The organism is Kitasatospora sp. NPDC051914, from assembly GCF_040680995.1.
Taxonomy (GTDB): Bacteria; Actinomycetota; Actinomycetes; order Streptomycetales; family Streptomycetaceae; genus Kitasatospora.
The window spans coordinates 52665-75393 of record NZ_JBFAXX010000043.1 but is presented as its reverse complement, the minus strand read 5'-3'; the positions used below and the strand labels follow the sequence as shown (position 1 = coordinate 75393).

General features: G+C 72.5%; 17 protein-coding genes and 1 pseudogene. 8 read left to right on the top strand and 10 right to left on the bottom strand.

Translation table 11 applies throughout. The features are described 5' to 3' along the window. Nucleotides 1-228: 228 nt before the first annotated feature. From AB0M03_RS26270 to AB0M03_RS26245, 6 genes and pseudogenes are all read right to left on the bottom strand, one after another. Entirely contained in the window at nucleotides 229-789 is a 561-nt protein-coding gene (locus tag AB0M03_RS26270) for a hypothetical protein (RefSeq protein ID WP_363494944.1), read from the bottom strand. 164 nt (nucleotides 790-953) lie between these two features. Beyond that, nucleotides 954-1844 carry a metal-dependent hydrolase gene (locus AB0M03_RS26265; protein WP_363494942.1) on the bottom strand — a complete coding sequence of 297 codons (891 nt, stop codon included), beginning with the start codon at nucleotides 1842-1844 and terminating at the stop codon, nucleotides 954-956. A gap of 154 nt (nucleotides 1845-1998) precedes the next feature. Continuing rightward, nucleotides 1999-2967 carry a Yip1 family protein gene (locus tag AB0M03_RS26260; RefSeq protein WP_363494940.1) on the bottom strand — a complete coding sequence of 323 codons (969 nt, stop codon included), beginning with the start codon at nucleotides 2965-2967 and terminating at the stop codon, nucleotides 1999-2001. Between the two features lie 207 nt (nucleotides 2968-3174). Next, nucleotides 3175-4248: pseudogene (locus tag AB0M03_RS26255) on the bottom strand (NDP-sugar synthase); the annotation flags it as partial. 216 nt (nucleotides 4249-4464) lie between these two features. Further along, nucleotides 4465-5469: a LamG domain-containing protein gene (locus AB0M03_RS26250; protein WP_363494938.1), complete on the bottom strand. Its 1005-nt coding sequence runs from the start codon at nucleotides 5467-5469 to the stop codon at nucleotides 4465-4467. 215 nt (nucleotides 5470-5684) lie between these two features. Continuing rightward, nucleotides 5685-7901: a 4Fe-4S dicluster domain-containing protein gene (locus AB0M03_RS26245; RefSeq protein WP_363494936.1), complete on the bottom strand. Its 2217-nt coding sequence runs from the start codon at nucleotides 7899-7901 to the stop codon at nucleotides 5685-5687. A gap of 332 nt (nucleotides 7902-8233) precedes the next feature. Here AB0M03_RS26245 and dnaK point away from each other — a divergent pair, with 332 nt between their 5' ends. The 5 genes from dnaK to AB0M03_RS26220 all read left to right on the top strand — a co-directional run bounded on the left by dnaK (nucleotide 8234) and on the right by AB0M03_RS26220 (nucleotide 13644). Next, nucleotides 8234-10072, top strand: a complete 1839-nt coding sequence (gene dnaK / locus AB0M03_RS26240; RefSeq protein ID WP_363494934.1) for a molecular chaperone DnaK — start codon at nucleotides 8234-8236, stop codon at nucleotides 10070-10072. Next, complete coding sequence (gene grpE / locus AB0M03_RS26235) at nucleotides 10069-10665, top strand: nucleotide exchange factor GrpE (RefSeq protein WP_363494932.1); 597 nt, start codon at nucleotides 10069-10071, stop codon at nucleotides 10663-10665. Before dnaK ends, grpE begins: the two co-directional genes overlap by 4 nt. Before the next feature lie 90 nt (nucleotides 10666-10755). Continuing rightward, nucleotides 10756-11898, top strand: a complete 1143-nt coding sequence (gene dnaJ / locus AB0M03_RS26230; protein ID WP_363494930.1) for a molecular chaperone DnaJ — start codon at nucleotides 10756-10758, stop codon at nucleotides 11896-11898. 4 nt (nucleotides 11899-11902) lie between these two features. Then, a complete protein-coding gene (locus tag AB0M03_RS26225; RefSeq protein WP_363494928.1) occupies nucleotides 11903-12418 on the top strand; it encodes a helix-turn-helix domain-containing protein in 516 nt (171 codons plus the stop codon). 212 nt (nucleotides 12419-12630) lie between these two features. Further along, entirely contained in the window at nucleotides 12631-13644 is a 1014-nt protein-coding gene (locus tag AB0M03_RS26220) for a helix-turn-helix domain-containing protein (protein ID WP_363494927.1), read from the top strand. A gap of 53 nt (nucleotides 13645-13697) precedes the next feature. On the opposite strand, the gene AB0M03_RS26215 is transcribed toward AB0M03_RS26220, so the two are convergent. Further along, nucleotides 13698-13859 (bottom strand): hypothetical protein, encoded by a 162-nt coding sequence (locus AB0M03_RS26215; protein WP_363494925.1) that lies wholly within the window; start codon nucleotides 13857-13859, stop codon nucleotides 13698-13700. A 373-nt stretch (nucleotides 13860-14232) separates the two neighbouring features. Here AB0M03_RS26215 and AB0M03_RS26210 point away from each other — a divergent pair, with 373 nt between their 5' ends. Next, complete coding sequence (locus AB0M03_RS26210) at nucleotides 14233-14853, top strand: hypothetical protein (protein WP_363494923.1); 621 nt, start codon at nucleotides 14233-14235, stop codon at nucleotides 14851-14853. A gap of 7 nt (nucleotides 14854-14860) precedes the next feature. Here the strand turns inward: AB0M03_RS26210 and AB0M03_RS26205 are convergent, their stop codons facing one another. The 3 genes from AB0M03_RS26205 to AB0M03_RS26195 form a co-directional block, all read right to left on the bottom strand. After that, nucleotides 14861-15841 (bottom strand): LuxR family transcriptional regulator, encoded by a 981-nt coding sequence (locus AB0M03_RS26205; RefSeq protein ID WP_363494921.1) that lies wholly within the window; start codon nucleotides 15839-15841, stop codon nucleotides 14861-14863. 101 nt (nucleotides 15842-15942) lie between these two features. Continuing rightward, a complete protein-coding gene (locus tag AB0M03_RS26200) occupies nucleotides 15943-16917 on the bottom strand; it encodes a LuxR C-terminal-related transcriptional regulator (RefSeq protein ID WP_363494920.1) in 975 nt (324 codons plus the stop codon). Nucleotides 16918-17820: 903 nt separating this feature from the next. Further along, nucleotides 17821-18990 carry a C4-dicarboxylate ABC transporter gene (locus AB0M03_RS26195; RefSeq protein ID WP_363494918.1) on the bottom strand — a complete coding sequence of 390 codons (1170 nt, stop codon included), beginning with the start codon at nucleotides 18988-18990 and terminating at the stop codon, nucleotides 17821-17823. Between the two features lie 70 nt (nucleotides 18991-19060). On the opposite strand from AB0M03_RS26195, the gene AB0M03_RS26190 reads away from it, so the two are divergent. Then, nucleotides 19061-19978 (top strand): LysR family transcriptional regulator, encoded by a 918-nt coding sequence (locus AB0M03_RS26190; protein ID WP_363494916.1) that lies wholly within the window; start codon nucleotides 19061-19063, stop codon nucleotides 19976-19978. A 143-nt stretch (nucleotides 19979-20121) separates the two neighbouring features. Then, the gene (gene clpB, locus AB0M03_RS26185) at nucleotides 20122-22725 is read left to right on the top strand and encodes an ATP-dependent chaperone ClpB (RefSeq protein WP_363494914.1); all 2604 of its coding nucleotides are present in this window, start codon (nucleotides 20122-20124) and stop codon (nucleotides 22723-22725) included. The last annotated feature ends 4 nt before the right edge of the window (nucleotides 22726-22729 follow it).

The window sequence follows — 22729 nt, the reverse complement described above, 5'->3', positions numbered from 1 at the left end:
GAGGGTGCACCCGCGGCAGGACCCGGACCGGCGGTCGGCGCCGCCGGGTAGCACCCGGCCGCGCCGGCGGGGGGCGGCGCGGGGGGGGGGCCCCCCCGGGGGTGGGGGGGGGGGCCGGGCCCGGGGGCGTGGGGGGCGGCCCGCCCGTGGGCGCCGCCGTCGGGCCCCCCCCCCCCCACTGGTGTGTCCGCGGCGGCCGGCGGCTGTGCCCCGGCCGCTTCGTCGCGGTTACTTCTTCTCGGCCAGGCAGAGGACGAACTTGTCGCTGTACAGCTGCTGGGCGAGGCCGGCGGTGGAGCCCTCGACGTTGTTGCAGGCGTCCGGGTCGAAGGAGTCGTCGACGACCGAGATCACCTTGTAGTTGGCGTCGGCGCTGCCGCAGTCGACGGTGTCGACCTTGGGGTCGTTGTCGCTGCCGGTCACCTTGACGCACTCGCCGGGCTTGGCGTGCACCGGCTTGTCGGAGGTCGCGTAGCCGATGCCGAGGCCGAGGCCGATCTTGACGGCGATGATCAGCACCACGGTGCCGACACCGATGAGGATCTTCTTGAGCGGGCTCTTCTTCGGCGCGAGCACGGCCTGCTGGGCGGCCTGGGCGTAGCCGTCGGGCAGCTGGCCCGGAGCCTGGCCGTAGCCCGGCGCAGGCTGGCCGTACGCGGGCGCGGGCTGGCCGTACGCGGGGGCGGGCTGACCGGGGGCGGCAGGCTGCCCGTAGCCCTGGGCGGGGCTGAAGGTGCCCTGCGCCGACGGGTCGGTGGGCGTGCCCTGGGGCGGCTGCGGGGTCGTCATGGTCTTCCTCGGCTGGTGCGGGCTACTGAGTGCACGCGAACGCTACCGAGGGCCACCCCGCCCCGCGCCGAACAATTCGAACAATTGCCGCATAACTGCAGTGCGTTACCGATCTGCAACCGGAAAGGGGTGCAAACCGGGAACTCCTGCCCGCCCCCGCGAGTTCAGCCGCGCTTCGGCCGGGTGACGGCGACCAGCTCGCTGCCGTCCTCGGAGAGGGTCAGTTCGGTGCGCAGCTCGGCGAGCTCCCCGAGGTGGTGCAGGTGGGTGCCGCCGCAGAAGATCCGGGCGGAGCCGGCCGGGAGCTCGCAGTGCCACTGGCGGCGGGCGGTGAGCTCGGGGCCGGGCACCTCGACGGCGATCGGGGCGTCGGCGGCCACCCAGGCGGCGAGCTGTGCGTTGACGGCCTCGGTGAGCGCGGGCAGGGCGTCGGCGAGCGCCGGGAAGTCCTCGCCGGCCTCGGTGGTGAAGCCCTTCTTCCGGAGCGACTTGCCGAGCCGGTAGGTGTCGGTGCTGGCCTCGGTGTCCATCACCGAGGAGGCCATGGCGAGGCTGTCGAAGTCCGGGTTGCCGAAGGCGTCGCTGCGGCCCGGGTCCTTGCGCCAGCGCGGGGCGAGGGCGGCGTTGAGGGCGAGGGCGAGCAGGTGGCAGCCGCTGTGCGAGGCGGAGAGCAGACCGCGGCGCTCGGCGTCGACGGCGAGTTCGGCGGTCCTGCCGACGGCGTCCGCGGGCTTCTGCTCGACGATGTGCAGCACCAGCCAGGACCACTCCTCGTCGCCGCGCCGCACCGGGATGTCGGCGCCGACCAGGAGCTCCCCGCCGTCCGGGCCGACCGCGCCGGTCAGGCAGTCGACCACCGGGTGGGCGACCCCGTCGATGGTGAGCGTGCCGAGATCGGCGGGCTGGTCGGGCCAGGTGTGGTCGAGCGGGTGGAACGGCGTCGCCTCGGTGACGACGGCGTACCGGCCGCCGTCCAGCGGGTGCACGGCGAGCACCTGCGAGGTGCCGGCCACCGCGCCGGACGGGAAGCTGACGTGGGTGGTGGGGAGGGTCATGAGGGTGGCTCCGTGCACTGCGGGCAGAACTGCGCGGTCAGAAGAGGACAGACCGTCCACCCTATCGCCGCGGCCCGTTCCGCTCCGTGCGTGCCGCCGGCCGGCACCCCGGGGTGGGGCGCCGGCCGGCGGGACGCGGCGTCGGCGGGCGGCGTCAGCTCAGCGTCGGCAGCTTGATGAGGACGAGCAGGGCCAGCAGCTGCAGCGCGGCCGCCCCGGCGGCCTTGCCCCAGGGCAGGTCGTGCACCCGGCGGACCATCGTGGTCAGCAGCACCGCGCAGACCAGCCAGGTCGCCCAGCCGACCACCTGGACGGCCATGTTGTCGGCGGGCAGGAACAGCGCGAGCAGCAGCCGCGGGGTGTCGCTCGTCCAGCCGATCAGCACGGCCAGGCCCACAGTGGACTGCCACGGGCCGTCGCCGCCGAGCTGGCGGGCCAGCGCGTAGGTGACCGCGCCGAGCATCGCGCCGGCCAGGGCGAAGCCGATCGCGGCGGCGATCAGCGCCCAGGCGGCGACGGAGAAGGTGGAGTTGACGATGTCGTCGTGGGTGGCGCCCATGCCGAGCACGGCGAGCACGCCGTAGACCAGCGAGACGGTGAGGGCGGGCAGCCAGGCCTGGTGGTCCCGCATCCGGTCGAAGGTGCGGGCCGGCTCGCGGTAGATCCCGACGAGCAGTTCCTTCCAGGTCGGGCGGGGCCCGGCGACGCGCGGGGCGACCTGGCCGCCGGCGCGGTACACGGCGACGTTGTCCTGGGCCCCGTAGCCGTCCTGGCCGTACCCCTCGGGCCCGTAGCCCTCGGTGCCGTAGCCGTCGGGGCCGTACGGGTCCTGGCCGACCGGGAAGGCGCGGGTGTGCCCCTGCGCCTCCTCCCCGTAGCCGTCGGCGTACGGGGCGCCGTAGCCGGCCCGGTACGGCTCGCCGCCGTAGCCCGGGGCGTCGCCGCCCGGGGCGCCGTTGCCGGGGGCGCCGTTGCCGGGGTGCGCCTGGTACGGCGCGGTGAAGTACTCGGGCTCCCCCGTGGGCCCGCCGCCCGGCTGCTGCCGCGGCGGCGGGCCGGCGGGCGCGGACCATCCCTGCCGGGGGTCGGCGCCCCGCCCGTTGTCGTATCGATTGCCAGCCACGCCTCGACGGTACCTGCTCCGACTGACCGGCCGTCGGTTGATCAACGGCCGGGCACCGGATTGCAGCCGTCCTGTGACGAGGCCGGCTCCCGGTCCGCCGCGGGAGCGGGCCGGGAGCCGGTCAGCGGGAGGTCAGCGCTGGGCGCCGATGGCCGGGCCGTGCACGGTGACGGCCGGGGTCTCGCCGGCCGGGCAGCCGCCGGGGCCGGCGGTGGTGCGGACGGCGCCGACCGGCAGCAGCGTGCCGCAGGCGATCCGCAGGCCGCTGGGCAGCTCGTTGTCGGATTCCACGGTGGCACCGTCGCCGATCACCGCGCCGTCCAGCGAGGTGCGGGCGCCGATCACGGCGTACGCGCCGACGATGGAGTCCTTCACGTACGCGTCGGCCCCGATCACCGCGCCGGGCAGGATGACGCTGCCCTCGACGATCGCGCCGGCCTCGATCTCGGCGCCCTCGGAGACGACGGTGCCGTTGCTGAGGACGGCGCCCGGGTCGACCTGGGCACCGGGGAGCAGCAGGGCCTCACCGGTCGGGCCCGGGACGGCCGGGGAGTCGACCTTGCCGAGCACCAGGTCGGCGGAGCCGCGGACGAAGGCGCCCGGGGTGCCGAGGTCCAGCCAGTACGAGGTGTCGACGACACCGCGCAGCAGGGCGCCGGTGGAGAGCAGCTCGGGGAAGGTCTCGCGCTCGACGGAGACCTCGCGGCCGGGCGGAATCCGGTCGATCACCGAACGGGTGAAGACGTAGCAGCCCGCGTTGACCTGGTCGGTGACGATCTGCTCCGGGGTCTCCGGCTTCTCCAGGAACTCCAGCACCCGGCCGTTCCCGTCGGTGGGCACCAGGCCGAAGGCGCGCGGGTCCTCGACCCGGGTCAGGTGGAGGGTGACGTCGGCGCCGGCGGCGACGTGGCCGTCCCGCAGGGCGGCGATGTCGAGGCCGGAGAGGATGTCGCCGTTGAAGACCAGGACGGGCTCGTCGGGGCCGCAGGTGAGGCCGGAGGCGGCGTTGCGGATGGCGCCGCCGGTGCCCAGCGGCTCCCGCTCGGTCAGGTAGACCAGCTCGATGCCGTACGGGCTGCCGTCCTGGAAGTGGTCCTCGAAGACCTCGGCCAGGTAGGAGGTGGCGAGCACGACCCGGGTCACCCCGGCCGCGGCCGCCCGCGCCAGCTGGTGCGCGATGAACGGGACACCCGCGACGGGAAGCATCGGCTTGGGCGTGTGGGTGGTCAGCGGGCGCAGCCGGGTGCCCTTGCCACCGACCAGCATGATCGCCTCGGTCATGGTGTGAGCTTCTCCCCTTGTTCCGGTACCGGCTCGGCCCGTGGGTGGCCGGTGTCGTTGTTTCGACGCAGTAGCTGGCCCCGGCCGCGGCCGTCCAGCAGCGGACCCGCGGACCGCGTGTCCAGCGCCTACTGTATTTCCTCCCGAGGCGCCCCCTGTTGCACCGTCCCCGATTGTGTCTTCCCGACAAAAGAGGCGGCCCGGAGCGCTCCGGTGTCAGGGCAGCAGCCACCCCGCGGCGGGCTGGGTCCCCGCGGCGGTTCCGCCGCTGTTCCACAACTGGGTGACACGCGCGGCGGGCAGTGCCTGGTTCCAGACCTGCACGTTCGAAACGGCGCCGTCCCAGAAGTCCGTCCAGGTGTTCTTCCACCGGGTGCGGCCGATCTGCAGCGGGCCGGTGGTCTGCCAGATCCCCGACACGGAGGTGGTCTGGGCGGGAGTCCCGTTGACGTACAGCTGGATCTTCTTGGCGCCGGCATCGTACACGCCGGTGAGCATCACCCACTGGCCGGTGGTGGCCTGGCCGGTGGAGAAGGCCTGGCGGCTGGTGCTGTCCTCGCCGCCGGCGGCGGTCTGCACCTTGAACACCCACTGGTTGTGGGTGCCCCAGTAGTCGCGTCCCAGGTAGAAGGAGTAGTAGCTGCCGGTGCCCTGGCTGACGACGGCACGCGCCCCGGCGGCCGCGTCGTTCCGGACGACCGCGGAGACGGTGAAGCTCTTGGAGGTGTCGACCACCGCGCTCGACGTCTGCGCCCAGCCGCTCGCGCTGCCGTGCAGGAGCAGGGCCGGGCCGGTGTGACCGGGGGCGGTGCCGACGGTGGCGGCCGCGGCGAGGGCGGCCGGGCGGCCGCCGCGGACGTCCTCCAGCCGTGCGGTGGCGGCGGACCGGCTCGCGGAGGGGCTGCCGGTCGGGGAGGCCGACGGCGAGGCCGGGGCGGAGGTGGCGGGCGAGCCGGACGGAGGTGCGCCCGAGGAGCCCGGAGCGGCGCTGGAGGGGCCGTCCACGGCGATGGTGGCGGCCGCGGTGGGCTCGGCGGCCTGCGGCCCGCTGCCGCCGTTCTGGCGCAGCAGGAGGGCCGTGGCGACGATGCCGCCGACGGCCAGCACGGCGGCCACCGCGCCGCCGATCCGGAGCAGCCTGCGGCGCTGTCGCTGCCGTTCGTTGGCCTCGGCGAGGGCGGCCCAGTCCGGTGTCGGGCTGCCGGACGGGACGGTCCCCACGGGGGGCAGGTACACGGGTCGCCCGCCCCCTGCCGCACCGCCCCCGTCCGGCGGGCCCACCGGCCCGGGTATGCCGCTGCCGGTGTGCGCTGTGCCCCCGCCGTCGCTCATGGGCGCACATGCTAGGGCATGTCATGCCCCCGGACGGTGGGCGGACGTGCGCCGGCCCCGTGCGCCGGGAGGGCGCACGGGGCCGGTGCGGTGGTGCCGGGGTGTCAGGCCTCGACGCGCTCGGGCTCGGGCTCGACCGGCTGGGCCTTGACGGAGTCGAGCAGCAGCTGGGCCACGTCGACGACCTTCAGGTGCTCCTTGGCCGCGCCCTCGTTCTTCTTGCCGTTGACCGAGTCGGACAGCATGACGAGGCAGAACGGGCAGGCGGTGGAGACGATGTCCGGGTTGAGGGACAGCGCCTCGTCCACGCGCTCGGTGTTGATGCGCTTGCCGATCCGCTCCTCCATCCACATCCGCGCGCCGCCGGCGCCGCAGCAGAAGCCGCGCTCCTTGTGGCGGTGCATCTCCTGCTGGCGCAGACCCGGGACCTTGTCCATGATCTCGCGCGGCGGGCTGTAGACCTTGTTGTGGCGGCCCAGGTAGCAGGGGTCGTGGTAGGTGATCAGGCCCTCGACGGGGTTGACCGGGATCAGCTTGCCCTCGTCGATGAGGTGCTGCAGCAGCTGGGTGTGGTGGATGACCTCGAAGTGGCCGCCCAGCTGCGGGTACTCGTTGGCGATGGTGTTGAAGCAGTGCGGGCAGGTGGCTACGATCCGCTTGACCGGGGCGTCCTCGAGCGCGGCGTTCAGCGTCTCGACGTTCTGCGCGCCGAGCATCTGGAAGAGGAACTCGTTGCCCAGGCGGCGGGCGGAGTCACCGGTGCAGGACTCCTCCTTGCCGAGGATGGCGAACTTCACGCCCGCGGTGTGCAGCAGCTCGGCGAAGGCCTTGGTGGTCTTCTTGGCGCGGTCCTCCAGGGCGCCGGCGCAGCCGACCCAGTAGAGGTACTCGACCTCGGCGGGGTCGATGTCCTCGCCGATCACCGGCACCTCGATGCCGGTCTCCTTCTTGAGCTCCTTGACCCAGTCGAGGCGGGCCTTGGTGGCCATGCCCCACGGGTTGCCCTTGTTCTCCAGGTTCTTGAGCATCGTCCCGGCCTCGGTCGGGAAGGAGCTCTCGATCATGACCTGGTAGCGGCGCATGTCGACGATGTGGTCGATGTGCTCGATGTCGACCGGGCACTGCTCGACGCAGGCGCCGCAGGTGGTGCAGGACCACAGCACGTCCGGGTCGATGACACCGCCCTCCTCGGCGGTGCCGATCAGCGGGCGCTCGGCCTCGGCGAGGGCCGCGGCGGGGACGTCCTTCAGCTGCTCGGAGGTGGCCTTCTCCTCGCCCTCCATGTCCTTGCCGCCGCCGGCGAGCAGGTAGGGGGCCTTGGCGAAGGCGTGCTCGCGCAGGCTCATGATCAGCAGCTTGGGCGAGAGTGGCTTGCCGGTGTTCCAGGCGGGGCACTGCGACTGGCAGCGGCCGCACTCGGTGCAGGTGGAGAAGTCGAGGATGCCCTTCCAGGAGAAGTGCTCGACCTGGGAGACGCCGAAGACGGCGTCGTCGGCCGGGTCCTCGAAGTCGATCGGCTCGCCGCCGCTGGTCATCGGGCGCAGGGCGCCGAGCGCGGTACCGCCGTCCTCCTCGCGCTTGAAGTAGATGTTGAAGAACGCGAGGAAGCGGTGCCAGGCCACACCCATGGAGGGGTTGATGCCGATGGTGGTCGCCCACGCGAAGGAGATGCAGATCTTCAGCATCGCGAAGAGGTAGATCAGGTTGGTCAGCGTCGCGGTGGACAGACCGTTGAAGGCCAGCACCAGCGGGTACGAGACCAGGTACGTCGGGTCGTAGGAGCCGACGCCCTCCAGGGCACCCTCCAGGCCGCGCAGCATCATGATGCAGAGGCCGATGCCGAGGATGGTGTACTCGACGTAGAAGGCCTGCCAGGCGATCGAGCCGGCGAAGCGGGACTTGCGGCCGGCCCGGGACGGCAGGCTGAGCAGCCGGATCACGATCAGCGCCAGGATGCCGAGCGTGGTGAGGGTGCCGATGAGCTCGACGAAGATGTTCCAGGGCAGCCAGTGACCGATGACCGGCAGCACGAACTCGGCGTCGAAGAGCTGACCGAAGGCGTTCACCAGGGTGAGCACCAGCGAGAAGAAGCCGACGGCCACGAACCAGTGGGCGACGCCGACGACGCCCCACCGGTTCATCCGGGTGTGCCCGAGGAACTCGGTCGCCACCGTCTTCACCCGGCCGACCGGTTGCCCGGTGCGGGTGCCGTCCGGCTGGCCGGTCTTCACGACCTTGTAGATGTACGCGGCCGCCCGGGCGGCGAGCGCAGTGCCGATCACAGTGGTGACCAGCGAGATGACGATCGCTGCTAGCTGCATCGGCTCTCCGTCTCCAGCGGCTCTGTCAAGGGAATCGATTCGAGTGTACTGGTCGGTAACTTATCGACCCAACGCCCGGACATTACCGTTCCGTAGCACCTGTCCAGAAGATGCTCAAGGTATGGCGACAGTCACTAAGGACATACTCACCCATTCGGCGGCACCTGCCAGGGACGGCACTCCGCGGATGCGCAGACCAGCCTCGCAACCCACCCCCTGACTCCAGCCGCGCAGCAAAGTTGAGCGACACCGACTCATGGCTGTTGACGCTGCCCGGTCGGTCATGCATGCTTGAGCCCGTAACGCTCAACTTCTCCGTGGAGGTATCTACGATGGCACGCGCGGTCGGCATCGACCTCGGTACGACGAACTCTGTCGTCAGTGTTCTTGAGGGCGGTGAGCCCACGGTCATCACCAACGCCGAGGGCGCTCGGACCACGCCGTCCGTCGTCGCCTTCGCCAAGAACGGTGAGGTCCTGGTGGGTGAGGTCGCCAAGCGCCAGGCGGTCACCAACGTGGACCGGACCATCCGGTCGGTCAAGCGCCACATGGGCACCGACTGGAAGATCAACCTGGACGGCAAGGACTTCAACCCCCAGCAGATCTCCGCCTTCATCCTGCAGAAGCTGAAGCGGGACGCGGAGGCCTACCTGGGCGAGACGGTCACCGACGCCGTCATCACCGTCCCGGCGTACTTCAACGACTCCGAGCGCCAGGCCACCAAGGAGGCCGGCGAGATCGCGGGCCTCAACGTCCTGCGCATCGTCAACGAGCCGACCGCCGCCGCCCTGGCGTACGGCCTCGACAAGGACGACCAGACCATCCTGGTCTTCGACCTCGGCGGCGGCACGTTCGACGTGTCCCTGCTGGAGATCGGCGACGGCGTCGTCGAGGTGAAGGCCACCAACGGTGACAACCACCTCGGTGGTGACGACTGGGACCAGCGCGTCGTCGACCACCTGGTGAAGACCTTCCAGGCCGGCCACGGCGTCGACCTGTCCAAGGACAAGATGGCCGTCCAGCGCCTCCGCGAGGCGGCCGAGAAGGCCAAGATCGAGCTGTCCTCGTCCTCCGAGACCTCGATCAACCTGCCCTACATCACGGCCTCCGCCGAGGGCCCGCTGCACCTGGACGAGAAGCTCACCCGGGCCCAGTTCCAGCAGCTGACCGCGGACCTGCTCGAGCGCTGCAAGCACCCGTTCCACAACGTCATCAAGGACGCCGGCATCGCGCTGTCCGAGATCGACCACGTGGTCCTGGTCGGCGGCTCGACCCGCATGCCGGCCGTCGCCGAGCTCGTCCGCGAGCTGACCGGCGGCAAGGACGCCAACAAGGGCGTCAACCCCGACGAGGTCGTCGCCATCGGCGCGTCCCTCCAGGCCGGTGTCCTCAAGGGCGAGGTCAAGGACGTCCTGCTGCTCGACGTCACCCCGCTGTCCCTCGGCATCGAGACCAAGGGCGGCATCATGACCAAGCTGATCGAGCGCAACACCACGATCCCGACCAAGCGCTCCGAGATCTTCACCACGGCCGAGGACAACCAGCCCTCCGTGCAGATCCAGGTCTACCAGGGCGAGCGCGAGATCGCGGCGTACAACAAGAAGCTCGGCATGTTCGAGCTGACCGGCCTGCCGCCGGCGCCGCGCGGCCTGCCGCAGATCGAGGTCACCTTCGACATCGACGCCAACGGCATCATGCACGTGGCCGCGAAGGACCTCGGCACCGGCAAGGAGCAGAAGATGACCGTCACCGGCGGCTCCTCGCTGCCGAAGGACGAGGTCGACCGCATGCGCCGCGAGGCCGAGCAGTACGCGGACGAGGACCACAAGCGCCGCGAGGCCGTGGAGACCCGCAACCAGGGCGAGCAGCTCGTCTACTCGACCGAGAAGTTCATCGCCGACAACGCCGACAAGCTGCCCGCCGACGTCAAGACCGAGGTCGAGACCGCCATCGGCGAGCTCAAGGAGGCGCTGAAGGGCGAGGACATCGCCGCCATCCGCGAGGCCACCGAGAAGGTCTCCACCACCGCCCAGAAGCTCGGCGCCGCGCTCTACGCGCAGGCCGACGCCGCCGGTGCGGCCGGTGCCGACGAGGCCGCGGGCGCCAAGGACGACGACGTGGTCGACGCCGAGATCATCGACGACGAGAAGCCCAAGGGCGGTGCCGCATGACGGAGAAGGCGCAGGGCGGCGAGCCCGGCGACGACTCCGCCGAGGAGGCCGTCCTCAAGGCCGCCGAGGAGGCTGTGGCGGGCGCCGACGAGCTCGCCGCGGCCAAGCGCGAGGCGAGCGAGCGCACCGCGGACCTGCAGCGGCTCCAGGCCGAGTACCAGAACTACCGCAAGCGGGTCGAGCGCGACCGTCTGACGGTCCGGGAGATCGCCGTCTCCAACATCCTGGAGTCGCTGATCCCGGTGCTGGACGACATCGGCCGGGCCCGCGACCACGGCGAGGTGACGGGCGGCTTCAAGTCGGTCGCCGAGTCGCTGGAGACCGTGGTCGCCAAGCTGGGCCTCCAGCAGTTCGGCAAGGAGGGCGAGCCCTTCGACCCGACGCTGCACGAGGCGCTGATGCACAGCTACTCCTCGGACGTCACCGAGGACACCTGCGTGCAGATCCTCCAGCCGGGCTACCGGATCGGCGAGCGGATCATCCGCCCGGCGATGGTCGCGGTCGCGGAGCCCCAGCCGGGCACCCAGACCACGTCCGCCCCGGACGCCGACAAGCCGGAGTCCGCCAAGGGTGACGGTGCGGCGGACAGCTGACAATCTGTGTGCTGCGGAGTCGCGCACCGACATCGTCGGGGTGCGACTCCGCAGCGCCGTGCAGACACATTTCGGGAGGTGGCGGCAGCCATGAGCACCAAGGACTACGTGGAGAAGGACTACTACAAGGTCCTCGGCGTGCCCAAGGACGCCACCGCAGCCGAGATCAAGAAGACCTACCGCAAGCTGGCCCGCGAGTTCCACCCCGACGCCAACAAGGGTGACGCCAAGGCCGAGGAGCGGTTCAAGGACATCTCCGAGGCGTACGACGTCCTCTCGGACGAGAAGCGCCGCAAGGAGTACGACGAGGCCCGCAGCCTGTTCGGCAACGGCGGCTTCCGCCCCGGCGGCGGCGGCAACTACAACTTCGACTTCGGCGACCTGTTCTCCGGCTCCGGCGGGGGCGGCGGGGGCGGGATCGGCGACGTCTTCGGCGGCCTGTTCAACCGCGGCGGCCGGCAGGCCCAGCCGCGGCGCGGCGCCGACGTCGAGACCGAGGTGACGCTCGCCTTCGTCGAGGCGGTGGACGGTGCCACCGTGCCGCTGCGGATGACCAGTCAGGCCCCGTGCCGCGCCTGCGCCGGCACCGGTGCGAAGGCCGGCACCACCCCGCGGGTCTGCCCGACCTGCGTCGGCGCCGGCACCGTCAGCCGCGGCCAGGGCGCCTTCGCGCTGTCCGACCCGTGCCGCGACTGCAAGGGCCGCGGCATGATCGTCGACGACCCCTGCACCGTCTGCCACGGCAGCGGCCGCGCCTCCTCCGCCCGCACCATGCAGGTCCGCATCCCGGCCGGTGTCCAGGACGGCCAGCGCATCCGCCTCAAGGGCAAGGGCGCCCAGGGCGAGCGGGGCGGCCAGCCCGGCGACCTCTACGTCACCGTGCACGTGGACGAGCACCCGGTCTTCGGCCGCAAGGCGGACAACCTCACGGTGACCGTGCCGGTCACCTTCCCAGAAGCGGCTCTCGGCGGGACGATCGAGGTCCCGACCCTGAACGGCCCCTCGGTGAAGCTCAAGCTGCCGGCCGGCAGCGCCAACGGCCTCACCCTGCGGGCCCGCGGCAAGGGCGCCACCCGCAAGGACGGCACCCGCGGCGACCTGCTGGTCACCGTCGAGGTCGTCGTCCCCAAGCACGTCACCGGCGACGCGCTGACCGCACTGGAGCAGTACCGCGAGGCCACCGCCTCGGACGACCCGCGTGCCGCCCTCTTCAAGGCGGCGGAGGGAGCGTGACCAGATGACGACCCCCGACAGCCCGATCGGCCCCGGCATCGGCGGAGGCCTCCCCGGCGGGGCTGGGCGCCGCCCGTCCGGCGCGCGCGGCAACCCGGCTCCGCAGTACGTCCTGACCGAGGACACCCCGGTGTACGTGATCTCGGTCGCCGCGGAGCTCTCCGGTCTGCACCCGCAGACCCTGCGCCAGTACGACCGGATCGGCCTGGTCTCGCCCGACCGCACGGCGGGCCGCGGCCGCCGCTACTCGGCCCGGGACATCCAGCAGCTGCGGGAGGTCCAGCGCCTGTCCCAGGACGAGGGCATCAACCTGGCCGGCATCAAGCGGATCATCGAGCTGGAGAACCAGGTCACCGCCCTGCAGGCCCGAGTCGCGGAGCTGGCCGACGCCCTCGACGGCGCGGCCACGGCGATCCAGCAGCGGGAGGCGGCGGTGCACGCCTCCTACCGCCGCGACCTGGTGCCGTACCAGCAGGTCCAGCAGTCCAGCGCACTGGTGGTCTGGCGCCCCAAGCGCTGACCCGCGGCACGTGCCGTTCCCCGGCCGCCGGTTCCCTCCTCCCGGGGGGTGCCGGCGGCCGGGTGTTTGATGAGAAGGTGCGGGTCTGACCGGCATCCCCGGGCGATGTGAATGTCCGGCGCGGCCGCTCCCCGCAGCTCCCGGGCGCCTATGATCCCCGGAGAAGCGGTAGCGGCCGCGCCGTACCGGTTTGACCGATGGCAAGGAGCCTGATGAGTGAGACCGACGAACCGGGCCTCACCCCACGCGGGCTGGGCGTCCTGTCGCACGAGGCCCGTCAGCTCTACCGCAGCGTCCTGAAGTCGCACGGCCGGGTGGCGCCCGCCGAGGAGGCCCCGGCCGACGGCAAGGCCCTCGACGAGCTGCTGGAGATCGGCCTGCTCGTCCCGGACACCGACGATCCGGACGTGCTGGTGGCCGTCGACCCCGAGCAGCTCTCCGCACGGCTGACCAACCTCTGGCAGCGGAAGGCCCTCGACCTGCTCCACCGGGCGGTGGCCCTGCCCGCCGACCTCCAGGACCTCGCCGAGGAGTTCCGCACCCCGCGCAAGGCCGGCGGCATCATCGAGTACGTCCACGGCAAGGTGCTGATAAACCAGCGCCTGGGCCAGCTGGTCAGCGGCTGCACGGAGGAGATGCTGGCCGCCCAGCCCGGCGGCCCCCGCCCGCCCGAGGCGCTGGCCGGCGTGATCGCGCGGGATCTCGAAACACTGCGCCGCGGGGCGACCATTCGGACGATCTACCACCCGAGCACCCGGTATCACGCGCCCACCCGCGACTATGTCGCCTCGATAACCACGGCCGGGGGGCGGGTCCGCACCCTCGACGAGCCCTACACCAGATTGATCGTGATCGATCGGCGGACCGCGGTGATCCCGGTGGCCGAGGACCTCAACTTGGCCGCGTTCATTCACGATCAGGCGGTCATCAGCTACCTCATCGAGGAGGTCTTCGAGCGGAACTGGAGTCGGGCACTGGATTTTGACGGCTCACCGACAGTTCCGCCGCAGGTGGTTTCCCGGCTTCGGCAGACGATCGTCGATCTCATGCTCAAGGGAATCAATCACCGGGTCATCGCCAGGCGCCTGGGCATCAGCGAGCGCACCCTCGCCCGCCACATCGCCGAGATGCGCGAGGACTACCAGGTGGAGTCGCTGTTCCAGCTCGGCTACGTCCTCGCCCGCACGACCAAGGAATCACCGCCCGACCAGGGCGACTTCGGCTGACCGGTCGGCCCGGGCGCCCCGTCCCGCCCGGGATGCAGTGCCAGTGCCGCCCGTCACGTCCAGGCGGAGTCGTCCAGCAGCAACGTCGCACTGGAGACCTGCGAAGCAGCCACCGCGGGAGCCTCCGCGACATCCACGCCGCGGAGCGTCCACGCGCTGTCGGCGGCCGCCGGATTACTACCCGTCAATATCGCCGTACCCATGACAAGTGGCACGATCGCAAGCCGAACAAACCGGCGCATACGAGACATTGCGACCAATCCCTCCTCCGGTAATCCCTACCGAGTGAATAGAGAAGTCTCGAACATTGGCCCAAATCATGCCGCAACAGCACGGCCAGTGTCACGATCGGTGCATTCCCGCGGTGCGTCATCTCGATGCCAGGCAGCCATATGACACCACGTGCCGGTGGACTTGTCGGTCACGAACGTTGGACGATCAGCACGGTCACACCACATGTGCGGTGCCCGAGCAGCCACGACGGCACCGCCCCCCGACCACACCACAGCGGACCTCGCCTCGGGGCGAGCCGGACACCAATCGCTCGCCGGACGTCAGACCAGCCAGCGGCCAATCCCCGGAGTCGACATGAGTGAGCCCTACCTGCGCCACCGCACCGCCCACACCTCCGAGGGCCGGCGCGCACGGGTCTTCCTGGCAGCGCCGCTGATGCGGCTCACCGGCCCGGCCGACAGTGTGGTGACGCTGGCCAGCCGCACCCGGCTGACCACCCTTCGGACCACGCTGCTGCGCAGCGGCGCCGCGGTCTACAGCGCCCACCACAGCGATGCCTGGACGGTGGCCGGCCGCGCCCCCGAGCCGCGGGTGCCCTCCGACTTCCGCGCCCTGCAGACCGCGGACCTGGTCTTCGCGTACGTCGGCGCGCCGCTCTCGGCCGGGGTCAGCCTGGAGCTGGGCTGGGCGTCGGCGCTGCGCAAGCCGATCGTGCTGCTGGTGGACGAGGCGATCACCCACAACCCGCTGATCGCGACGATCGAGCAGGTGGCCCCGGTGCTGCCGCTGGTCTTCGACGACAGCTGGTCGCAGGACGCCCTGCAGCACACCGTGGAGACCGCGCTGGACTGGGCGGGCATGGCGCTCTCCCTGCGCGAGGGCTTCTGGACGGCCCCCGGCGAGCAGTTCCCGGTGCCGCGCCAGTCCAAGGGCGACTCGTTCGGCTACTGGTCCTCGGAGATCGCCACCGGCTGAGGTGGCGTCAGTCCGGCTGCTGCTCGGCGGCCCCGCCGCGCATCTGCCAGCCGAGCTGGAAGAGCGTCTCGGCGCCGTACAGCTCGCGCAGCCGGGCGATGTGGCCGGCGACCGTGCGCTCGCCGAGGCCGAGCCGGCCGGCGACCGTGCGCTGGGTCAGCCCCTGTGCCAGCAGCCTGCCGACCTGCTCGTGCACCGGCAGCCCCTTGCCGTCCTGGTGGACGGTCCGCCACTGGACCTGCTCCGCCCGGGCCCAGTCGCGCTCGAAGACGCCGACCAGGAAGGCGACCGCCGCCGGGTCCTCGACGAACGCCGCGCTGCTGTTGTCGGCGGCGGCGGGCAGCACCGCGATCCGGCGGTCGAAGATCAGCATCCGCACGAAGGGTTCCGCGAGGATGCGGAACCTGGCGCCGTGCTCGGTGAGGTCGGCGGCGTAGTCGGCGGTCGCCTCGTCCAGCCGCGCGCCGGGCTGGTAGACCGTCCGCAGGGTGGCACCGCGTGCCAGGAACTCCCGCGCCCGGTCCCTCCCGGCGGCCAGGTGCGCCGACGGCCGGGCACCGCCGGGCTGCAGCGCCAGCCCCTCCTCGCGGGCCTCCGCCTCGAGTTGCAGGATGCGGTGGCGGATCTGGCCGAAGCCGTGCACGTGCTGCACCTCGCTCGCCCGGTCCACCCGCGGCGGGGTGGCGTCGTAGGCCTGGACGAGGTCCTCCAGCGCGTCCGGCATCTCCTCCGCCTGCAGAAGCATCCTCGTGCCGGCCGAGCGGAGTTCGGCGCTGAGCCGGTTGCCGACCGTGCGCGGGCTGACGGCCGTCAGCGAGGCGTCCTCGCTGTGGTGGATCAGGAAGCCCAGCTGCACCAGCCTGAGCACGGCCGAGGGGTTCTCCTCCAGTGCCTCCCGGAACATGACGCGCCCGCCCTGGGCCAGCACAGCCCGGTAGAAGGCCCGCTCCTCCTCGTTCGGGAGCGCTCCCGTGCCGCCGTCAGCCATGCCGCTCTCCCCGTTCCGAGTGTCCCGCTGTGAAACAGCGCCCGGCGGCGGAAAACGTCACAGGGGGCATCCGGGCGGGCCGGACGGCCGCACCCGGCCGGTCAGTCACGGCGGCTCCCGCGCATCAGCCAGCCGAGCTGGAAGAGCGTCTGGGCACCGTACTTCTCGCGGAGGCGGGAGATGTGGGCGGCCACCGTGCGCTCGCTCAGGCCGAGCCTGGTGGCGACGGCGCGCTGGGTGAGGCCCTGGGCCAGCAGTCGGCCGACCCGGTGGCCGGCGGAGGCGGCGACCGCGGGGGCGTCGATCTCGGCCCACTGGACGACGTCGGCGCGGGCCCAGTCCCGGTCGAAGATCTTGACCAGCACGGACACCGCGGCCGGGTCGGAGATGAAGGCGGCGCGGCTGTAGTCGTTGGCGGCGGGAACGACCGCGACCTCGCGGTCGATGATCAGCATCCGCTCGAAGGGCTCGTCGAGGACGCGCAGGCCGGCGCCCTGCTCGGTGAGCTCGGCGGCGTAGCCGAGCGTCCAGGGCTCGGCGAGGACCTGCGGCTGGTAGAGGGTGCGCATCCGGGCGCCGCGCTGCACCAGGGCGATGTCCTGGGTGCGGGCGAGGGTGATGGTGGCCGGCTGGCGCGGGCCGGGCTGGGCGGTGAGGAGTTCCTGCTTGCAGTCGGAGACCAGCTCGGCGATCCGGTGGCGGATGCGCTCGCGGCCGTCGACGTAGGTGGCGCGCTGCGGGTCGTCGCTCTGCCGGGGCAGCGAGTCGTAGGCTCGGGTGAGGTGGTCCAGGTCGGCCGGGAGGCGTTCGGCCTTCCAGAGGAGGTCCGCGGCCGCGGAGCGCATCTCGGAGCCGATCCGTTCGCCGACCGCGCGCGGGCTGACCGCCACGTAGGCGCCGTCGATCAGGTTGGGGATGAGCAGGCCGACCGCCACGAGCTGGTCGACGGCCTCGCGGTCGCCCGCGGGGACGGTGGACAGCGGAATCCGACCGCCCTGTGCCAGGACGGAAAGGTAGAGCTCGCGGCCCGCCTCGTCGGGCAGTCCCGAGCCCCGGTCCATCGGTTCCGCAGCCACCTCGAACTCTCCCTGCCGAACTTTCCCCTCGGTGTCGGATCATGATCTCAACAAGTTCGGATCGGGAGGGATTCGGTACCCCGTTTCGACGCGTCCCCCGGTCCGGCGCGCACGGAGCGCGCCGGACCGGGGGACCCGTCATGTCACGCCGTTGCCGAAGGCGCTTCCAGCGAGGCGGAGCAGCAACGCCTCGCCGACTCCGGTACCGGGGGCCATCACCACACATGGCGTCCCGGCCGGCGCTCTTCCCCCCGCGGCGGCGGTGCCGTGCACTGCCGCCCACACTGAAGAGCAAGTCGCCGTCCTCGGGCTGCGGTGGCCCGGACGACCTGGCGTGGTTCCACCCTCACAGCGTGATGGCCGGGTCACAAGTGGCCACCGCCTGCAGGTTTCCGCAAGTGCAGGAACTTGCAGTCTTCGGCCGCCGCACCGGAACGGAAATCTCCGGTCCGCCGGAGTTCCCGGGTGTCCGACCGGCGTGCGGTGCCTACCGAACGTCCATTGGGCGTCCAGGAGGCCTCCACACGGACGATCCCCCCCTTGCCGGGAATTCGTCCGCCGCACGCCCGACGGGCCGCCCGATCGCACATCCGAGCGAATCTGCCGTCCGGCCGCAGCGGCCCCCACCTGGACGGCAGCAGTCACGGACGGCGCCGACCCGCCACCGGCCGCCGCGGCCGCGCGGCGGCCGCCGGTGCAACGGGAATCCGGCCCGGACGATTCGGCCGGCCGGCACCGCGACCGGATTCCCGGAACACCGGAGCGGGCCGCCGAAAGGCATCACCGCAAAGGCGGTGAATTCCCCGGCGGCGTGTTCTCCGCCACGCCGCGGAAGGCTGCCGCATCGCACGCCGGTCCGCAACGGGAATCATTCATTCCCTGCGCCACTTTGACACGGATACGTCAAGGAAGGGCGGGTTTTCCGAACCGGAACGGCAGTGCGGCCAGCGTGCGCAGCGCCACCACCGCCCACGCCCCGAGCAGCAGCCCGTAGAGCAGTGCACCGAGCCCGGCGAACCCCCCGAAGCCGGTGTGCCGGGACAGCGCGGCCATCCCGGTGACCAGCGTCCCGACCGGGAAGGTGAACGCCCACCAGGTCATCGCGAACGGCATTCCGGCGCGGCCCGCCCGCAGGTTCGCGGCGCCGGCCAGGCAGAGCCAGAGCAGTGCGAAGCCCAGCACCACCACGCCGTACAGCACGGACAGCACCCGGCCGGACCCGGCCAGGGCGGGGGCCGCCGTCCGCGCGGCGTCGGCGAGCCCTCCGGCGGCGGTGGCGGACTGCCCCAGCGGGCCGAGCACCAGGAACAGCGAGGGCGTCAGGGCCGGGGCGAGCCGCCCCTGCAGCAGGCCGGCGAAGACCACCGGCAGGACGAGCAGCACCCCGAGCAGACCCGCGCCGAACAGGGCGCACGCGCCGTAGAGCAGGGCCGGCTGCCAGGCCTGCGGCAGGTGCGGCACCAGCGCCGCGCCGGCCGAGGCCGCCACCAGCGGGGCGACGGCCGGCAGCAGCCAGGTCGGGTTCGCCTCGCGCAGCGCCATCCGGTGCCTGGTGATCATCAGATAGGGGATGCCCGCGGCGACCGCGACCGCGTACACCGTGCCGAGGCACCACAGCACCAGGTCGACGGCGAGGGCCGGGCCGGCGCCGATCACCGCGCCGCCGGCCACCAGGGTGGCGTGCCCGACGGCGAGCAGCGCCATCGGCGGGCAGCCCTGGAACACCGCGGCGGCCGGCTCCTCCAGCAGTTGGGCCCGGACCACCGCCGGGCGCCGCACCAGTTGCACGGCCCGGGCGGCCGCCACCGCGAGCAGTACCGGGACGGCCGGCAGCCAGAGCACCGCCGCGAGGACCGTCCGGCCGGGCACGCCCGCCGGGAGGACGGCGGCTCCGGTGGCGGTGATCGCGGTGCCCATGACGGCGGCGTACCAGTTCGGCCCGAGCCGGCCGAGGCCCGGGCGTGTGGCGGTGGGCCTCGGTTCCTCCGGCAGCACGTCATCGGGCTGCGGCAGGTCGAGCGGGGCGGCGCCGCCGGGCGGCGCGGGGCGGGTGGGGGCGATGAGGGTGGACACACCGGCAGCCTCCGGTGCCGGGCGCCCGGGCGGTAGCGGGCGGCGGCCTATGAGGACATAACCTGGCCCTATGCCTCTCTCCTCGCGGGTCCCCGACATCGGCGCCCTGGAGCTCCTGCTGGCGGTCGCCCGGCTGGGCAGCGTGGGCCGGGCCGCCGCGGAGCTGGGGGTGAGCCAGCCGGCCGCCAGCGCCCGCATCCGGGGCATGGAGCGGCAGATCGGCGTGGCGCTGCTGGAGCGCTCGCCGCGCGGGTCGCGCCCCACCGAGGCCGGGCTGCTGGTGGTCGAGTGGGCCCGCAGCGTGGTGGAGGCCGCGCAGGCACTGGACGCCGGGATCGACGCACTGCGCGGACGGCGGGACGCCCGGCTGGTGGTGGTCGCGAGCCTGACCGTCGCCGAGTACCTCATGCCGGGGTGGCTGCTCGCCCTGAACCAGGTCAGCCCGGAGACCGCGGTGACCCTGCGGACGGCCAACTCCGCCGACGTCGCGGCGCACGTGCTGGCGGGCGACGCCGACCTCGGCTTCGTCGAGGGCGCCGGCACGCCGGCGGGGCTGTCGGGGGCGGTGGTGGCGGCCGACCGGCTGGTGGTCGTGGTGGCGCCGAAGCACCCGTGGGCCCGCCGCCGCAGGCCGCTGACCGGGGCCGAGCTGGCGGCCACCCCGCTGGTGCTGCGCGAGCCGGGCTCGGGTACCCGCGAGGTGCTCGACCAGGCGCTGGCGCCGCACGGCGGGACGGCGCCGCCGCGGCTGGAGCTGGCCTCGTCCACCGCGCTGAAGGCGGCGGCGATGACCGGCGCCGGGCCGGTCTGCCTCTCCGAGCTGGCCGTGGTGGAGGAGCTGGCCACCCGTCGACTGGTGGCGGTGCCGGTGGAGGAGGGCCTGGACCTGCACCGGCCGCTGCGGGCGGTCTGGCCGGTCGGCCGGCGGCCCGCGGGCCCGGCCCGGCTGCTGCTGGGGCTGACCAGGGAGCCGTCCCGGCGCGGGTGAACAGCGGGTGACGGGACCCGGATCTGCTGGACGGGGAAAGTTGAGTGGAATAGACTCAACTTATTGCATGCTGTACAAGTCAGACCCGGACAGCCCGGTCTGTCGGAGTCGCCCCAGACCCTCCCGGAAGGAGCACGCCACCAGTGGATGCCGGCAAGTTCACCAGCAGGACGCAGGACGCCCTGTCAGCCTCGATCCGGCAGGCCAGCGCCGCAGGCAACCCGGACGTCAAGCCGGTGCACGTCCTGCTGGCACTGCTGGAGCAGCCGGACGGCATCGCCCGCCCGCTGCTCGAGGCCGTCGGGGCGGACGCGGCGCGGGTGGCCGCCGCCGCCCGCCAGCAGCTCGCCGCCCTGCCGACCGCACAGGGCTCGACCGTCGCCGCCCCGCAGCTGGCGCGCGACACCCTCGCCGTGCTCCAGGAGGCCGGCAAGCGCGCCGCCGACCTGGACGACCAGTACCTCTCCACCGAGCACCTGATGGTCGGCCTCGCCGCCGAGGGCGGTGCGGTCGCCGACCTGCTGAAGCAGAACGGCGCCACCCCCAAGGCCCTGCTGGCCGCGTTCAAGGACGTCCGCGGCAGCGCCCGGGTCACCTCCGCCGACCCGGAGGGCACCTACAAGGCGCTGGAGAAGTACGGCACCGACCTGACCAAGGCCGCCCGCGACGGCAAGCTCGACCCGGTGATCGGCCGGGACACCGAGATCCGCCGGGTCGTCCAGGTGCTGTCCCGCCGCACCAAGAACAACCCGGTGCTGATCGGCGAGCCCGGCGTCGGCAAGACCGCCGTCGTCGAGGGCCTCGCCCAGCGGATCGTCGCCGGGGACGTCCCGGAGTCGCTGCGCGGCAAGCGCCTGGTCGCCCTCGACCTCTCGGCGATGGTGGCCGGCGCGAAGTTCCGCGGCGAGTTCGAGGAGCGCCTGAAGGCCGTCCTGTCCGACATCAAGGACAGCGACGGCCAGGTCATCACCTTCATCGACGAGCTGCACACCATGGTCGGCGCGGGCGCCGGCGGCGACTCCGCGATGGACGCGGGCAACATGCTCAAGCCCATGCTGGCCCGCGGCGAGCTGCGGATGGTCGGCGCCACCACGCTCGACGAGTACCGCGAGCGGATCGAGAAGGACCCGGCCCTGGAGCGCCGCTTCCAGCAGGTGCTGGTCGGCGAGCCCTCGGTCGAGGACACCATCGCCATCCTGCGCGGCCTCAAGGGCCGCTACGAGGCCCACCACAAGGTGGAGATCTCGGACGCGGCGCTGGTCGCCGCGGCCACCCTCTCCAACCGCTACATCACCGCCCGCTTCCTGCCGGACAAGGCCATCGACCTGGTCGACGAGGCCGCCTCCCGGCTGCGCATGGAGATCGACTCCTCCCCGGTGGAGATCGACGAACTCCAGCGCGCCGTCGACCGGTTGCGGATGGAGGAGCTGGCGCTGGAGAAGGAGTCGGACGCCGCCTCGGTCGACCGGCTGGCCCGCCTGCGCCGCGATCTCGCCGACAAGCAGGAGCACCTGAGCGTGCTCACCGCCCGGTGGGAGCAGGAGAAGAAGTCCCTCAACCGGGTCGGTGAGCTGAAGGAGCGCCTCGACGGCCTCCGGGTCTCCCTCGAACGCGCCCAGCGCGACGGCGACTTCGAGCGCGCCTCCAAGCTGATGTACGCCGAGGTCCCGGCCGCCGAGCGCGAGCTCGCCGAGGCGCAGGACCGCGCCGCGGACGAGCCGAACGCCACCATGGTCAAGGAGCAGGTCGGCCCGGACGATGTCGCCGACGTGGTCGCCTCCTGGACGGGCATCCCGGCCGGCCGCCTGATGGAGGGCGAGAGCGCCAAGCTGCTGCGGATGGAGGAGGAGATCGGCCGCCGCCTGATCGGCCAGGCCGAGGCCGTCACCGCGGTCTCCGACGCGGTGCGCCGGACACGCTCCGGCATCGCCGACCCGGACCGCCCGACCGGCTCCTTCCTGTTCCTCGGCCCGACCGGCGTCGGCAAGACCGAGCTCGCCAAGGCGCTCGCCGACTTCCTGTTCGACGACGAGCGGGCGATGGTCCGCATCGACATGAGCGAGTACGGCGAGAAGCACTCGGTCTCCCGCCTGGTCGGCGCCCCGCCCGGGTACGTCGGCTACGAGGAGGGCGGCCAGCTCACCGAGGCCGTCCGGCGCCGCCCGTACAGCGTGGTGCTGCTGGACGAGGTGGAGAAGGCCCACCCCGAGGTCTTCGACGTGCTGCTGCAGGTGCTGGACGACGGGCGGCTCACCGACGGCCAGGGCCGCACGGTGGACTTCCGCAACGCGATCCTGATCCTCACCTCCAACCTGGGCAGCCAGTTCCTGGTCGACCCGACCACGCCGGAGGGGCGGAAGAAGGACCTCGTCCTGGAGTCGGTGCGCACGGCCTTCAAGCCGGAGTTCCTCAACCGCCTCGACGACATCGTGGTCTTCGACCCGCTGGGCACCGGCGAGCTCAGCCGGATCGTCGACCTGCAGGTGTCCCGGCTGGCCGACCGGCTGCGCGACCGCCGGCTCACCCTGGAGGTCACCGAGGCCGCCCGGGACTGGCTGGCGCTCACCGGCTACGACCCGGCGTACGGCGCCCGGCCGCTGCGCCGCCTGGTGCAGTCCGCGATCGGCGACCAGCTCGCGAAGGAGATCCTCTCCGGCCGGGTGCACGACGGCGACACCGTCCTGGTCGACCGGGACGAGGAGCACGACCGGCTCTCGGTCGGGCCCAGGGCGTCGCTGGTGAAGTGAGCCG